Here is a 16,111-nt window from a genome sequence, read left to right as displayed (position 1 = left end):
CGGGAAATAATCAAGTGTAGGCAAGCGGTGATATGTCAATGATGTGCAAGTGAGAGCCAATAGGTAGGGTGAGCAAAATCACCGCCATTCGCGCCGATCTTTTATCGTTCTACTAACGACTGTCTTTAGCCCTTAGAACCGGTCTACCCGATAGGGTTCCAAATCACACTCAGGCTCCGCTTCGCGCAATAGACTAATAGCTAACTCTGCACTAATGGCTGCTTGAGTCAGCCCTAAGTGCTGATTCCCAAAGGCAAACAATAACCGTGGATAACTCGGGTGCTGGTCTATCACAGGCAACGAATCCACCAGAGTCGGCCGATGTCCCATCCATTCACTCACGTTAAGAGCAGAGTTGTTTAATCTTGGTAATAGTTGCTTACTATGATGGCGCAGCACATTAAACCGGCGAGCAAACTCAGGTAAACGCAAACCAGCAATTTCAGTGATGCCCACCACCCTTAAACCAGATTCTAAAGGACTCATCACAAATTTACGTTCCGCGGAACCAATAGGATGTTGGAGTAGCGGCGTCTCCATATCGGCAGTCTCTATCGTTAGGTGGTAGCCGCGCTCTGCTTCAAGTGGGACAGATATCCCTGTTTGTTCTAACAGTGGCTTACCCCAAGCGCCCGTGCAAAGCACCACATGTTCGAACCTATTTTTACTCGTCGTGACTACCTCTACTGCGTTCTCTTGCGGAAGAATTTCACTGACTTCGGTTTGTTCAAAACACCCACCACGCGCTTGAAAAACCGCAAACAGTTGTTTCGACAGTAAGTAAGGATCTTTCACTCGACACGCATTGGGGAAAAACAGAGCGTGACTAACAGTATCAGCCAGCTCTGGCTCTTTTTCCCTCAGTTGTGCACCTTGCAGTAGGACACTTTCTATGTTCCATTGAGCAAGGTAAGCAGCATGCGCTTTAGCCTCATCTAACTTATTTTTTGACTCCCATACCAGCAAGTAGCCTGACGGCACGAGGTACTCTTCGGCCCCAATATCCGCCAAACAGCGTTGCCAAGCAGGAATGGCGGCTTGGTTGAGCTGGTAAAGCGCTTGTCGACCAAACTCCACTCGCGAAGAAGAGGCAGAGCGAACAAAACGCGCCAACCAAGGCAGGGCTTTAGGTAAATACGTCCAAGGTAGGGCCAATGGCCCCTTAGGATCCATCCACATCCTTGGTGCGGCAGCCAATATTTTTTTCGTTGCCAGAGGTTCAATCAATTCTGTTGCTAAATAACCAGCATTACCGAACGACGCGCCTTTACCGGGCAAACCTTTGTCAAACAAAGTGACTTGATAGCCATGGCGCTGTGCTTCTAGCGCTGTGCAAAGCCCTACAACTCCAGCTCCCACTACAGCAACTGAGGACTTGTCGTTAAAAGCGATATGTATCGCGGGTTGTGTCATGTTCTACCTACTGACTTAGATGAAAAAGGTATTGGATACGATTTAATGAGAGCTGCTGCTCACTGGTGAGCCGGACTCCGAGCTTGCCGTCGCCTCTTGCTCCACTCGCTTTGAGAACCACCCCGTTTGAGCATATAAAATGCCAATCGCTGGTGATAACCAACAAGCAAACGCTAACGGAGCGTACAACAAAGCACTGTAATCGCCCGGTGCGACAATCAGCCCCAAGGTTCCCATCACAAATGCGCCACCCGCATTCCAAGGGATCAATGGCGAGACTAAAGTTCCCCCTTCTTCAATCGCTCTGGAGAGGTTAAGTCGGCTATAGCCCAACTTGTCATATTGCGGCCCAAACATACGCCCAGGTAAGGCAATCGATAGGTATACATCACCTGATACGGCGTTGGTCGCAATAGAAGTCAGAATGGCATTCGTTTGTAACCCTTTAAAGCCTCGTGTCGACTTCATCACGGCATTCACGACCGACTCCAAACACCCAGTCCGCTCCAGTGCACCACCAAATGCCAAGGCGAACATCATCAAAGTGATCACCCAAGTCATTGAGGTGACGCCACCGCGATTGAGCAAGTTATCCAGCGCAGCCGAACCTGTCTCTATCTTGTACCCACTGTGGGCAAAGGTGAGAATATCATTCAGGTTATAGTCATAATTATGAACCGCGACACCTGCCCCGAGAACAAAGCCAATAAACAGGGCTGGGATAGGTGCTATCTTATAAAACGCCAATAGCATCACCACAAAGAGCGGCAGCAAAGGCAGAAAACCGAGCGAAAAGTGACTCTCCAGCCCCGATTGAATTGCGGTAATTTGTTGTAGCTGTTGCTGGGCGCCAGAGGTCGCATCTCCCATTACTGCACCACCCAGAATCGAGTACAGCGTCAAAGCGATCAGCATTGCGGGTATGGTTGTCGGCATCATATTGCGAATATGAGCGAATACATTGGTTTCGGTTACGGCAGCAGCAAGGTTCGTGGTATCCGACAGCGGTGAAATCTTATCGCCAAAAAAAGCCCCAGAGACAACAGCACCTGCCGTCCAATACGCAGGAATACCAAACGCAAAACCGATTCCAACTAACGCTAGGCCGACCGTGCCCACGGTTGTCCAACTCGAACCAATTGAAAGAGATACTACAGAGCACAACAGCATGGTCGCTGCCAGAAACCACTCCGGTTCAATCAAGACTAAGCCGTAATAAATTAGGGTAGGCACCGTACCACTAGCTATCCAGGTACTTACCAGCATCCCTACCACAATAAGGGTCGCAATAGAGGGCATCGCCACGTGTAAGACACGAAATGCGCCGGACTCGATGTCCTGCCAACGTAGCCCCTGATACCAACCGACTAACGCAGTAATAGCAAAACCAATAGCTAACGCGATATGAGGAGTAAAATCGTCATAATAAAAAATCTGTGTCGCTAACAAGCCAATAGTGAGGATAATCGGTACGACTGCCAGGCCTAATGGTGGCGGTGCCGTATAATCTGAGTTCTTTTTAGTCATAGGTCTTTTTCCGAATCACGTTGCGCAGGACCGCACCTAAAAAGATGCGGCACGCATGGAAAGCCTGATAGCGGATAACAACACCGCAAGCAGGGCAAAAGAAAAGCCAAGATATGCGTCAGCTTGATTACTATTTACGCAATCTGAACTGACTGATAAGCCAGAATCGCGCCCGCCAGATCTTCACGAGAGTCACCGACCGATTTAAATAAGGTGATCGCTGTTTCTGGCTCGTCGAGGGCTGCACGCCCTGCATGTTGGCCACGACACAACCCCGAAAAGTCCGCTAAGATTTTATCTTCGGTAATCGCTCCGTCACGGATAGGCATGATCAACTCGCCCGTTTCAACCAGTGCCGCCGCCTTCACATCCACGAATACATTCGCTCGCTGCAACGCTTCGTTATCGGTCTCACGCATTGTCGGCGTAAAACTCCCCACTAAATCTAAGTGCGCACCCGGCTTAAGCCACTCACCTTTAATGAGTGGTTCGGTTGAAAGCGTGGCACAGCTAATGAGATCGGCTTCGCGCGCGACCGTTTCTAACTGCTCATCGGAGCATGCAATGGCATCAACGCCTTCATCACGCAATTCTGTAGCCAATTGCTCAGCCGCGGCCGAATTAATATCCCATACATGAACCGTTTCAATGGGACGTACACTCATATGGGCTGGTATTAGACGTCGTGCAACGCGCCCTGCCCCAACCATCAACATTTTTCTGGTCGCTTCACGCGAGAGGTAACGAGAAGCCAGTGCCGAAGCCGCCGCAGTTCTGCGCGCAGTGAGCTCATTACCATCGATCTGGGCCAGCATTTGTCCTGTCTGACCACAACTCAGTAAATAATGACTGCTGAGTCCAGGTTGATTACGAGCAGAGTTCCCCGGAAAGACATTCACCTGTTTTACGCCCAAGTACTCTCCTTCAATCCATGCCGGCATTAATAACAAGGTCGCGCTAGGGTCTTGCGGTACGTTCATTGTGTGATGGTGACGAATAGGCGCCGTTACATCACGTGTAAAAATATCTTTTAAAGCGTCGACCAATGGTAGCCAAGGTAGTGCGTCGCAAACCTGTTTCTGGTTGAGTTGCATGTCATTCTTCCTTTATTGTTAATATATTGTTATTTTACCTATTAATAGCGCCATTCATTTGCCCGAAACTCTGTGGTATTTACCCCAGACTCCGAAACTGAAAAACGTTGGAGAAGGAAAAGTTACTTTGGGGAAACTCAGCGCGCAGAGAAAAGTAGGAAACTCACTGTGAATCAAACTCAGATAAGAAGAAATGTTATTGCCAGACGACAAGGCCAACATCTGCACAACTATGCTCAGATATTGTTAGGCTGGCGAGGTACAATGGCGTGCGAGTTTGAACTTGAAAGTGGAAATATAGGGCATGGCACTGTGGCGATAGTGCCGGATAATGCTCCTCATTTTTATAATGGTTTAAGTGAAGACAGTGAGTTATTCGTCATCGACTTAGCGCCAGCAGATCCTTACATACAAGCGCTGGAACAAGCGTGTAATTTGTCATTAAAGGAGTCGGTATTTCAACAGCCTTACTTCCTAAACCTAGGCACAGAAAGTCAGGTATTGCTCGATTTTGCTGCGCAGAAAGTCAGCCAAGGCCAAATGTCACCACAGATAAACTGCCAGCTCGTGTCATTATTTTTAACGCAGCTTGGTCAAATGTCATCCAGTGCAACGCTACCTGCCCCGCATCGTCGCTTGGAAGCTAGCCATTTAAATACGTATATCGATAAAAACATTTCGACGCCGTTAACCAATGCTCAGCTTGCTCAGGCCATGCACCTCAGCGAAAGTCATTTTTACTGCTTATTCCAAAGGCAGTTTGGGGTGACGCCACAAAAGTACGTTTTGCAGCGACGCATGCAAAAAGCACAATTTTTGCTGCGTAACAGCCATATGCCTATGACAGAACTCGCCGCCGAAGTGGGATTTTCACAGCTGTCGAGCTTTTCTCGTGCGTACAAACGCAGCTTTCAACATTCACCTAGTGACGTACGTCGAACATCGCGCTAAACGTATACCACGGGCTTAAGTAATATCAATGCGAATAACGAATGGCGTTCACAAACCACTCTTTGTCACCTTATGGCGATTTTGACGCAAAACTCATCGTCGACTTCTTTTATTCGTCTTTTATTCGTCTTTTTCCAAAGTTCGGTTATCAACGTAGGGCCAATAATGGTGACCAGCGCGAATTAACAACGTGGCAGCGGCGAGTATCAGCGCAGCCAAGGAGAGCCATACGACTGGGACTGCATCTAACTCTTTCATACCTAAAGTGATGTAGCGCGCAATGGCCATCATTGCGATGTACATCGGATAACGTACCGGGATCTTGCCGTTCATGACGAACTGGCGCACCATCGCCAACACTTCGAGATAAATGAACATTAATAAGATGTCGGTAAGCAGGACGCGCTTTTCGACAAACACATGAATGAACTCTTGCACCATGGCGTAGAGCGTCGCCAAGGTGATCGCGACCAATAATACCGCTTCGAAGAAGTGGAAGATTTTTAAAAACGGTCGACTGAACGATTTAGGTAATTCTGACGCCATAGCCAATTATCCAAACAAAACCAAATAGATAAGCCTGAGTTTAGCATGTAAGTACAAAAAGCATACTAAAGAAAAACGCTCTGACTACTTGCCAGAGCGGTGCTGGTTGACTGTCGTAGTGGCACGACTTACGCCACTTGCTGCTTTTTTTCAGCCAGACGCTTTTTCTTACGGTATTTAGGGTGCGTGATAGGAATAGCAGAGAGCAGTTTTTTGGTGTATTCATTTTGCGGATTGGCGTAGATGTCTTTCGCGCTGCCCGCTTCTACCACTTTACCAAAGTACATCACCGCAACTTTATCCGAGACATGTTTTACCACCGATAGGTCATGCGAAATGAAAATAATCGCCAGGTTCATTTCCTGTTGCAGCTGCAATAGCAAGTTCAGAATTTGTGCCTGAACGGAAACATCCAACGCGGACACCGACTCATCACAAATCAGTAGTTTTGGCTTAAGCGCGATCGCTCGAGCAATCCCGATACGCTGACGCTGACCGCCAGAGAACTCATGCGGATAGCGATTGACTGCTGTTTCTGGCAGGCCCACTTTGACTAATAACTCTTTGACCCACTGCTTACGCTCGGCTGGAGTGCCAACTTTATGAATCACAAACGGCTCTTCTAGAATCATACCGATAGTATGGCGTTGGTTGAGTGACTCCATCGGATCCTGAAAGACAATCTGCATCTCTTTACGTAATGCGCGCATCTCTTTAACCGAAAGCCTGGTGATGTCTTTACCTTCAAAGAAAATCTTACCTTCCGTGGGTTCGTAAAGCTTGAGGATGGTTCGGCCTAAGGTGCTTTTGCCACAACCCGACTCTCCAACTAGCCCCAGAGTTTCTCCTTCACTCACCGACAAAGAGACACCATCAACGGCTTTGATGGTATAACCTTTTTTAAACAACCCTTTACCAGATACAAAGTGCTGCTTAAGATTTTCAATCCTTAATACTTCTTTTGTCATCACATCCTCTTTTATGACTGATTCATGACTGAACACTTTGTATCCATTAACTGGCAAACATACTGGCATCGATCGGTTTGATGTCGATCATTTGCTTCGGTTCATTATCTAAGCTTGGCATCAATCCCATTAAACGTTCGGTGTATGGGTGTTGAGGGTTATCAAACAACTCAAAGATCTCTGCATTTTCGACAATTCGACCACCGTACATGACAGCAACGTCATCACAGACTTCGGCGACAACGCCAAGATCATGAGTAATGAAGATCATCGCCATGCCGGTTTCTTCTTGCAGCTCGTTCATTAGTTCAAGGATAGACGCCTGCACGGTAACATCCAATGCTGTAGTCGGTTCGTCACAGATCAATATGTCCGGTTTACACGCCAGTGCCATAGCGATCATCACGCGCTGTCGCATACCGCCGGATAAATTATGTGGATACTCGTTGAGCCGCTTCTCCGGCATAGGAATTTTTACTTTATCGAGCATTTCAATTGCATAGGATTGGCGATCTTTCTTATCCAGCTCGGGACGGTGAAGTTCCAACACTTCGCATATCTGACGACCAATACTATGAACTGGGTTTAACGCCGTCATCGGATCCTGGAAGATAATTGAGATACGGTTTCCACGCATCGCATACATCTGCTCTGCCGGCAAATTAACTAAGTTTGTGCCACGGTAATTCACTTCGCCGTTAATAATATTTCCGTATGGCTTTGGCAATAACCCCATGATCGACATAGCGGTGACACTCTTGCCACTACCGGACTCGCCCACTAAGCCTAGAGTGCGACCAGCACGCACATTAAAGTTGACCCCATGCAGCACCTTGACTGGCCCATCGTCAGTGATGAACTCTACTTCGAGGTCTTTGACACTTAAAATTACATCGTTTTCCATAACACCGCCTTACCACTTATACCTTGCAACTTGTACCTTACAGCTTGTAGGTATCGTCGATGGTCACCACTGGCTCAAAGGTTTTGCCGGATTTCATCGCTTGTTGGGTTTCTTTTTTCACATCCTTGTCAATCCAGTATGTGCCGTCGCCAATAATACCGCCGCTGAATAATGCTTCGGTCATTCGCGTCATCGGCTTTTCAGGCAGTTTGAGCCAACGCCAGTAACCGTAACGGACATAAGGCACCATATATCCAGAAACGATCACGTAAGCGTTGGTAATATCACGCTGAATCTCGTAACCAAGCTGAACCTTTTTATCCATATCTAAGCTGAAACGATACTCCATGATTTTTTTATCCAGCTCAGGCGTACTGTAGTTGGTAAAGTTATTGGTTTGTGGCTTATTCGCATTTGCTGAATGGAAGTACTCCCAATAGGTTGGGATCTCGGACGTGCTCATGGTCAGGAACGCAAGTTGATGTTTTTTCTCACTGACGTACTTAAACATTGATGAGCCGTCGATCAGTTTCAGCTCAATGTCTAAACCGGCGAGCTTCGCTTGCTCTTTGAGGTAAGCGATACGCGGTGTATGGACAGGCGTTGCATACGTCAGCTCAAAACTCAGACGCTGACCGTCTGCGTTGACACGAATACCATCAGGGCCAATTTGGTCAAACCCGGCCGCTTCAAAAGCGACCACTGCTTTATCAACATCAAAGGCCGGCGCTTTTGCATCTGGCAAGGTGTATTTACCGTGTCCAAACCCCGTCGGGTTCGGCTTGCGTGTATAGTCACCACGCATAAGATTTTCTATCATGCCATCAAAATCTGTCGCGTAAGTGATGCCTTTGCGGATATTCAGATCGTTTAGCAACGGCTGCGCGGTATTGATCCAAATTCCACCAGCCCCTACAGGGTATTGGTTATAACCCCAAAACTTCTCGATATAGCCTTTCTGATAAGGCCCTGAATTAGACTTGTCATGCCACAAACTTGGCAGCACAAGCCCAAAGGCATCGAGATCGCCCTTTTCAAAGTGCTTCATCGCAATATCGTTATCACGGATCACCGTAATACGAATTTTGTCGACGTTATAACGGTTTTTGTAATACTTGTTGGTATAGCCCCACCAATCTTCACCCACGTGCTCAAACGTCACACTTCTGCCTTTCTTGACATCCGCAAGGTGATACGCCCCGGTTGTCGGTTCACTCTTAAAGTTGTAGTAGCGAACGAAATTATCCTGAATACCGTCGCCATTTTCGTCTTTCTTCGGATTGGCGTAGAAGTGTGCTGGACGAGGTCGCAACGAGCCCATACGCAGCAACAACTCTTCTGGATTGAACTCTTTGGCCGCTGAAACCGAAAAGGTATGCGTATCGTACTTCACCACATCAGCAATGGTTTTACTGTAGTAGTCGTTATACCAAGGTTCGAGAATGTCTTTTGAGCGGTAAAACTTCAACATAAACACGAAGTCGTCGGCCGTGACTGGCTCGCCATCCGACCATTTAGCCGCTGGATTAAGCTTAAAGTAAACCGTTTTATTATCACCCGCGAGTGCCCATTCATTGGCCATTTCTGGAATAAATTCTAGAGTATCCGGGTGACGAACGACCAAGCCTGGCGTTTCATCTAAAAAATATGAACGCAGTCCTGCGTTGGCATCGGGACCGACACTACGTAAGGTTTGGGGAAAACTGGACATGTAGGTACGGTACGTACCACCGCGTTTCGCTTCAGGCGATCCATATTGCGGCTCATCCCAGTTTGTTTGCCAGTTAAGGTCCGCAGGGAGCGTCGCGGACATTGCACCGAAACTCACAGCGCCTAACGTTGAGGCTAAAAATATGCGTATCATAAAACTTCCCTTTTTATGTTCTCGTCACACCACTTGTTTAAACATAGCGTGTGAATTTTTTCGGGTCGAATGCAGCTCGAATCGCTTCACCAATGAACGTGACCATCACCAGTACCAAAACAATGGAGGTAACAACCGAAGCAACGATCCATGGAGAGTCTAGGTTAGACTTACCTTGTTGCAATAATTCACCCCAACTTGGTGTCGGGGGCATCAAGCCTAAACCTAAATAATCAAGTGCCGTCAGTGCGGTAATGTTGGCTGCAATCGTAAACGGAGCAAGGGTCACAATCATCACCATGGTGTTGGGTAAAATGTGGTTAAACAGGATCCGCGCGGTTGATGCACCCAATGCCCGCGCCGCCATCACGTATTCCCGCGCCGCTTCTTTATAGGTCATGGTTCGCATGTACCACGTCATTCCCATCCAAGTAAACAGGACGTTTATCGCAACAAAAAGCGTAAAGGTCGGCTGGACGATAGAAACTAAGATCATGATGACATACAAGAATGGCACCATAGACCACACTTCAATCAATCGCTGAACAAAGAGGTCAAACTTACCGCCCCAATAACCCATCGCGCAGCCCACTGCGGTACCAATCGCGTATGAGATCACCATGGTTAACAGAGCAAACCCCATCGCAGTACGAAAGCCATAAACCAATCGAGCTAAAATATCACGGCCGATAACATCCGTACCCAAGTAGTGTTTGTTATCAGCATTAGGAGCGGTCGGCGGAAAATCTCCGCTAAAGTCTTGCTCATACGGGTTCCAAGGCACGATTGGCAGAATAACGAAGTTATCTCCCCCTTCGTCGGCAAAGGTCTTTTGTAGTACACGATAATCAGCTTCACTGGAGGAGGCTTGGCCAAATTCACTACCAAGACGCACATCGCTCACCACCGGGAAATAGAAGTGACCATCGTACTTCACCACCAAGGCTTTACTGTTGATCAATAGCTCAGCGAACAGCGATAAGATCAACATGATCGCTAGGATCACAAACGACCAGTAACCTCGTTTGATTTCTTTAAAGTGGCGAATTTTCTTTTGAGTTAATGGACTGACTTTAATCATATTACGCTCCAAACTTCACACGTGGGTCGACTAAAGCAACACAGATATCGGAAACAATGTTACCGATCAGCAGCAATATCGCGTTGATGGCAACAATACCCATTACCACAGGATAATCACGCTCCATGATGGATTCGTATCCCAACAGGCCAATACCGTCGATGTTAAAAATTACTTCAATCAAGAAAGCACCTGTCATGAAGAACAATAAGGAGTTTCCGAAATGGCTTGCAATTGGGATCAGACTATTACGCAATGCGTGCTTACGTACTGCCTTTTTAAACGGCAGGCCTTTGGCAATCGCAGTACGTATGTAATCCGACGATAAGTTTTCCATTAGGTTGTTTTTCATCGTCATGGTCAGCGTGGCAAAGTCACCAATCAAATAACAAATCAGCGGTAACACCGCATGCCACATAATGTCTTTGGCGCGTTCAAAGAAGGTCTCATAGTCATCGAAATCATCACCAACAAAGCCTCCCATGGGGAACCATTCGAGGTGATAACTGAACAAGGTGATAAGAAGGACACCCACCACATAACCCGGCAAGGCATAACCAACGAAGATCAGTATTGAAGAGCTGGAGTCGAAGACGGAGCCGTGTTTGAGCGCTTTGTAATAACCGAGTGGGATGGAAATAAAGTAACTGATAAAGAACGTCATCCCCCCATAAAACAGCGATACCGGAAGGCGTTCAGCAATCATATCGGAAACTGGTTCGTAATAACGGGTAGACTCGCCAAGATCTAATGTCACGAGACGACCCAGCCACTCAACGTAAGCTTCCATGACTGGCTTATCGAGCCCATAGAAGGCGTTAAGCTCAGCAATCTGGTCGTCAGAAAGTGCGGTATTACCTCCTGCTGCGGTCATGGATGCCGCACCATCTCCCTGCGCTTGCATCTGAGACAGCATGCGTTCAACAGGACCACCAGGCACAAAGCGAGTAATAGCAAAAATGAGAATAGTGATACCGAGAAACGTTGGGATAACCAACGCTAAACGACGTAAAAAGTACGACAGCATATACAACTTGCTCCTTGTCCACTGTCCAATTCAAGCCGGATAGCGAGCCGTGTTCCGACCTAAAAATGGTAAGTATTTTTAGCATAGTAGTTGAGGGGAAGTAGTAATACTCCGCCCAATGATGTTGGCTTACACTCCCTGCATTCCAACAACTTATGGTTAATCATTTCGACGTCATATGTATCTTGAATCCACATTGTCTTCAAGTGTTTAAAAACAAAACATGACGAACTTCTTGTAGCGTCAAAAAAGCGAAATATATTTGAAAAAAATGATAAAAAACCACAAAAACAACCCACGCAGAATTTCAATCTAAGCAAATGAGCCTAGACCCGTGCCATAGCCAACCCTTGGATCAACTTCTTAGAGACTCAAGGTTAAACTCAAACAATAAGCGTTAAGTGTGAGTCAGTCGCACGCCTGGGGAAGTGAAAGCTTCCCCTTTTTTCCATTGGTTTTCTCGTGGTTGTTTTTCTCGTGATTGTGCCAAAAGATCAACTGGCAACAACGGAAAGATCATGATACTCTTCGCCTCCATTTTTCTGGCGGATTCACCACCAATCTCCATCCTATTGGTGCGACATTCAACAAAGCCAGTGCTATCGTTATCGTTTTGTCGAACCTTTCCTTCGGCATTCATCAATCCAATCAAAAGTGGAAAAGTACAATGGGCAAAGGTACTCTCTATATCGTATCTGCACCAAGCGGCGCAGGTAAATCTAGCTTGATCTCAGCGATGTTGGAGCGCAACCCAACATACGCCATGAAAGTGTCTGTGTCTCACACTACGCGCAGTATGCGCCCTGGTGAAGAAAACGGTATCCACTACCACTTTGTCGCAAAAGACGAATTTGAAGCTTTGATCGAGAAAGGCGACTTCTTAGAATACGCAGAAGTGTTCGGGAATTACTACGGCACATCACGCGCTTGGATTGAAGAAACACTCAACAAAGGTATCGACGTATTCCTTGATATCGACTGGCAAGGCGCGCGTCAAATTCGTGAAAAGATGCCAGAAGCAAAAAGCATCTTCATTTTGCCACCATCAAATGGCGAGCTAGAACGTCGCTTGAACACACGTGGTCAAGACAGTGAAGAAGTCATTGCAAAGCGCATGGCAGAAGCCAAGTCAGAGATATCACACTACAACGAATACGACTACGTCATCATTAATGACGACTTCGACTCTGCATTGATGGATTTTAAAGCCATCCTGCGTGCAGAAAGATTGAAGGAAGAAAAACAAGCTGCTAAATATAAAGGTATGCTTGACGCGTTGTTAGCAGAGTAACCGCTGTTGTTATCTTAGTAATCGCTATTGATAAGCGCCTCTCTGTAAGAGATAAAGAATTTTTTGGTACTTTGCACAGCGCAAAGAACTTATAATAATATCCCCGAGAAAGCCCACTGTGCGTGAGCAACCTAATTGCTAGTAAATAACATTGTTAGGTTGTATACTTTCTCGTCATTCTAATATTTTAGTTAACTATTTGGAGTCCTCATGGCACGCGTAACTGTTCAAGACGCTGTTGAAAAAGTTGGCAACCGTTTCGACCTAGTACTGATTGCGGCTCGCCGCGCTCGTCAAATGCAAACTGGCGGTAAAGATGCACTAGTGCCAGAAGAGAACGATAAGCCGACGGTTATCGCTCTACGCGAAATCGAAGAAGGTTTAATTACGAAAGAAGTTCTCGACGCTCGTGAACGTCAAGAACAACAAGAGCAAGAAGCGGCAGAGCTAGCGGCAGTCAGCAGCATCGCTCATAACCGTTAATTCTGTCTCTAGAATTCAACAACCTCCCGGGCCTATAATTTGTATCTATTCGATAGTCTCAAAGACGTTGCCCAAGAATACCTAACAGAGCCTCAAATTGAGGCTCTGCGTCAATCTTATGTGGTAGCGCGAGATGCCCATGAAGGGCAAACCCGTTCTAGTGGTGAACCATACATCATCCATCCTGTTGCTGTGTCTCGTATTTTGGCCGAAATGCGCCTTGATATCGAAACCCTCCAAGCGGCCCTATTGCACGATGTCATCGAAGATTGTGATGTCACCAAAGAGGATCTCGAAGCGCAATTCGGCAATACCGTTGCAGAGCTGGTTGATGGTGTCTCTAAGTTAGACAAACTCAAATTCCGTGACAGAAAAGAAGCCCAAGCAGAGAACTTCCGTAAAATGGTTCTGGCAATGGTGCAAGATATTCGCGTCATTCTTATCAAGCTGGCTGACCGCACGCATAACATGCGGACACTTGGCGCACTTCGACCAGATAAAAAACGTCGTATTGCTCGTGAGACATTAGAGATTTACTCACCGCTCGCACACCGCCTTGGTATTCACAATATTAAAACCGAGCTTGAAGAGCTGGGTTTTGAAGCCCTTTATCCAAATCGGTATCGCGTTCTTAAAGAAGTGGTAAAAACTGCACGCGGTAATCGTAAAGAGATGATTCAGCGTATACACAGCGAGATTGAAGGTCGACTGCAAGATGTTGGCTTAAAAGCGCGTGTATTAGGTCGTGAGAAAAACCTGTTCTCCATCTACAACAAGATGAAAACCAAAGAACAGCGCTTCCACACCATTATGGATATCTATGCGTTTCGTGTCGTCGTTGATAGTGCCGACACCTGTTATCGCGCTCTAGGCCAAGTACACAGCTTGTACAAACCTCGTCCAGGTCGCATGAAGGACTATATCGCCGTACCCAAAGCCAACGGTTACCAATCTCTGCACACTTCGATGGTCGGTCCTCACGGCGTGCCTGTCGAAGTTCAGATCCGTACTGAAGATATGGACCAAATGGCAGACAAAGGGGTCGCAGCGCACTGGTCTTATAAAGACAAGGGCGACAAGTCCGGCACCACCGCACAGGTGAAAGCGCAACGTTGGATGCAAAGCTTGCTGGAGCTACAGCAAAGTGCGGGGAACTCATTTGAGTTCATTGAGAACGTTAAATCGGATCTCTTCCCAGATGAAATCTACGTCTTCACGCCTAAAGGTCGTATTGTCGAATTACCACTTGGCGCTACAGCGGTTGACTTCGCGTATGCCGTGCATACTGACGTGGGTAACTCCTGCGTTGGCGCGCGAGTAGACCGTAACCCTTACCCGCTAAGTAAGGCACTGAAAAACGGTCAAACCGTTGAGATCATTAGTGCGCCAGGCGCGCGGCCAAATGCCGCCTGGCTGAACTACGTGGTGACCTCTCGCGCACGTACTAAGATTCGCCAAGTACTAAAAACCATGCGCCGTGAAGAGTCAGTCACACTGGGTCGCCGATTGTTAAATCATGCACTGGGTCGCCACTCGATTGATTCGATTTACCCAGAAAACGTCCAAGAAGTCCTAAACGACCTACGTTTAAAAAGTATTGATGATCTATTAGCAGCAATTGGTTTGGGCGAATTGATGAGCATCGTTATTGCCCGTCGTTTATTGGGCGATACGGAAGAGTTGACCACCACCAGTTCGATTCCTACCGACGCCAAGAACAAGCTGCCAATTCGTGGCGCAGAAGGGTTATTGCTGACATTTGCCAATTGTTGTCATCCAATTCCAGATGACTCCATTATTGCTCACGTGTCACCGGGGCGTGGTCTCGTGGTTCACCGTGAAACCTGTCCGAACGTTCGCGGCTACCAAAAAGAGCCAGATCGCTACATGGCCGTAGCTTGGTCTGAGGATTACGACAAAGAGTTTATTGCTGAACTCAAAGTCGACATGCTTAACAGCCAGGGCGCTTTAGCTGAGTTAACCAATGTGATATCTAAAACAGGTTCTAACATCCACGGCCTCTCCACAGAGGAACGTGATGGTCGCCTGTACACCGTCACCGTGTTATTAACCACGAAAGATCGTGTTCATTTGGCTAGCATTATGCGAAAAATCAAAGCGATGCCACAAACAACGACCGTCAGACGTAGAAGAAGATAACCTCCATCGCCACCGACTTAGTCAGTTCGGTGGCGATTTTTTTACCTGCCTATAAACACATTATGAATTTAGAACGCTATAAACGTATTCACCAAGTCCTGAAAGCGCGCCAAACCGACTTAACTCTGTGCCTCGAAGAAGTCCACAAGCCGAACAATGTCTCCGCCGTGATCCGCACCGCCGATGCCACTGGCCTGCATAAAGTTCATGCCATTTGGCCGGATAAAATGCGTACGTTGAGCCATACTTCAGCGGGGGCACGTAACTGGGTCGAGGTGGACACACACGATTCCATCAACTCTGCTATTGCGGCATTAAAAGCACAGGGTATGCAGGTATTGGTTACCAACCTTTCTGACACTGCAGTTGATTTTCGTGATATCGACTACACCAAACCAACAGCGATCATTCTCGGCAGTGAGAAAGTCGGTGCTTCTGAGCAAGCGAAACAGCTTGCGGATCAAGACATCATCGTCCCTATGGTAGGCATGGTTCAATCCCTCAATGTTTCAGTGGCCAGTGCAGTCATTTTGTATGAAGCACAACGTCAGCGTGAAGCCGCAGGCATGTACGACCGTGAAGAAAGCGCCCTACCACAAGAAACCATCCACCGTATTCTGTTTGAGCGCGGTCATCCGGTTTTGGCAAAAGTGGCCAAACGCAAAGGCTTAGCTTACCCGCCTCTTGATGACGAAGGTCAAATCGTCGCCGATGAAGCATGGTGGAAAGAGATGCAAAAAAAATAGGTTCTAGGTAAGAGAAAGGGCCTAGGGTCCTAGGTTTTAGGTCCTAGGGAAAAGAC

Annotated in this window: 14 protein-coding genes; 5 read left to right on the top strand and 9 right to left on the bottom strand. The window is 47.2% G+C overall.

From position 1 onward, the window contains the following. Positions 1–132 precede the first annotated feature (132 nt). From ONE56_RS00760 to ONE56_RS00750, 3 genes are all read right to left on the bottom strand, one after another. A complete protein-coding gene (locus tag ONE56_RS00760) occupies positions 133–1,413 on the bottom strand; it encodes an NAD(P)/FAD-dependent oxidoreductase (protein WP_423840070.1) in 1,281 nt (426 codons plus the stop codon). A gap of 42 nt (positions 1,414–1,455) precedes the next feature. Then, a complete protein-coding gene (gene nhaC / locus ONE56_RS00755) occupies positions 1,456–2,940 on the bottom strand; it encodes a Na+/H+ antiporter NhaC (RefSeq protein ID WP_331437239.1) in 1,485 nt (494 codons plus the stop codon). A 134-nt stretch (positions 2,941–3,074) separates the two neighbouring features. Beyond that, complete coding sequence (locus ONE56_RS00750; RefSeq protein ID WP_423840069.1) at positions 3,075–4,034, bottom strand: ornithine cyclodeaminase family protein; 960 nt, start codon at positions 4,032–4,034, stop codon at positions 3,075–3,077. 168 nt (positions 4,035–4,202) lie between these two features. On the opposite strand from ONE56_RS00750, the gene ONE56_RS00745 reads away from it, so the two are divergent. After that, positions 4,203–4,985 carry an AraC family transcriptional regulator gene (locus ONE56_RS00745; protein ID WP_423840068.1) on the top strand — a complete coding sequence of 261 codons (783 nt, stop codon included), beginning with the start codon at positions 4,203–4,205 and terminating at the stop codon, positions 4,983–4,985. A gap of 120 nt (positions 4,986–5,105) precedes the next feature. Here the strand turns inward: ONE56_RS00745 and ONE56_RS00740 are convergent, their stop codons facing one another. The 6 genes from ONE56_RS00740 to ONE56_RS00715 form a co-directional block, all read right to left on the bottom strand. Then, positions 5,106–5,531, bottom strand: a complete 426-nt coding sequence (locus tag ONE56_RS00740) for a phosphate-starvation-inducible protein PsiE (RefSeq protein WP_331437242.1) — start codon at positions 5,529–5,531, stop codon at positions 5,106–5,108. Positions 5,532–5,659: 128 nt separating this feature from the next. Further along, the gene (locus ONE56_RS00735) at positions 5,660–6,499 is read right to left on the bottom strand and encodes an ABC transporter ATP-binding protein (RefSeq protein ID WP_084735882.1); all 840 of its coding nucleotides are present in this window, start codon (positions 6,497–6,499) and stop codon (positions 5,660–5,662) included. 46 nt (positions 6,500–6,545) lie between these two features. Then, positions 6,546–7,403 carry an ABC transporter ATP-binding protein gene (locus ONE56_RS00730; protein WP_423840067.1) on the bottom strand — a complete coding sequence of 286 codons (858 nt, stop codon included), beginning with the start codon at positions 7,401–7,403 and terminating at the stop codon, positions 6,546–6,548. Between the two features lie 37 nt (positions 7,404–7,440). Then, positions 7,441–9,267, bottom strand: coding sequence for an extracellular solute-binding protein (locus ONE56_RS00725; RefSeq protein WP_423840066.1), 1,827 nt, complete (start codon positions 9,265–9,267; stop codon positions 7,441–7,443). A gap of 37 nt (positions 9,268–9,304) precedes the next feature. Continuing rightward, positions 9,305–10,348: an ABC transporter permease gene (locus ONE56_RS00720; RefSeq protein ID WP_331437245.1), complete on the bottom strand. Its 1,044-nt coding sequence runs from the start codon at positions 10,346–10,348 to the stop codon at positions 9,305–9,307. Position 10,349: 1 nt separating this feature from the next. After that, positions 10,350–11,375, bottom strand: coding sequence for an ABC transporter permease subunit (locus ONE56_RS00715; protein WP_041156240.1), 1,026 nt, complete (start codon positions 11,373–11,375; stop codon positions 10,350–10,352). Between the two features lie 667 nt (positions 11,376–12,042). On the opposite strand from ONE56_RS00715, the gene gmk reads away from it, so the two are divergent. The 4 genes from gmk (at position 12,043) to trmH (ending at position 16,055) form a co-directional block, all read left to right on the top strand. After that, positions 12,043–12,666, top strand: a complete 624-nt coding sequence (gmk, locus tag ONE56_RS00710; protein WP_041156246.1) for a guanylate kinase — start codon at positions 12,043–12,045, stop codon at positions 12,664–12,666. 210 nt (positions 12,667–12,876) lie between these two features. Beyond that, positions 12,877–13,149 (top strand): DNA-directed RNA polymerase subunit omega, encoded by a 273-nt coding sequence (gene rpoZ, locus ONE56_RS00705; protein WP_005379346.1) that lies wholly within the window; start codon positions 12,877–12,879, stop codon positions 13,147–13,149. A 39-nt stretch (positions 13,150–13,188) separates the two neighbouring features. Next, a complete protein-coding gene (spoT, locus tag ONE56_RS00700; protein WP_041156247.1) occupies positions 13,189–15,309 on the top strand; it encodes a bifunctional GTP diphosphokinase/guanosine-3',5'-bis pyrophosphate 3'-pyrophosphohydrolase in 2,121 nt (706 codons plus the stop codon). A gap of 62 nt (positions 15,310–15,371) precedes the next feature. Then, a complete protein-coding gene (gene trmH, locus ONE56_RS00695) occupies positions 15,372–16,055 on the top strand; it encodes a tRNA (guanosine(18)-2'-O)-methyltransferase TrmH (protein ID WP_331437252.1) in 684 nt (227 codons plus the stop codon). Positions 16,056–16,111 lie beyond the last annotated feature (56 nt).

The sequence above is a fragment of the Vibrio mytili genome, assembly GCF_049563345.1.
Lineage (GTDB): Bacteria > Pseudomonadota > Gammaproteobacteria > Enterobacterales > Vibrionaceae > Vibrio > Vibrio mytili.
The sequence above is the reverse complement of the archived record's forward strand: the minus strand, read 5'-3'. Positions and strand labels throughout refer to the sequence as shown.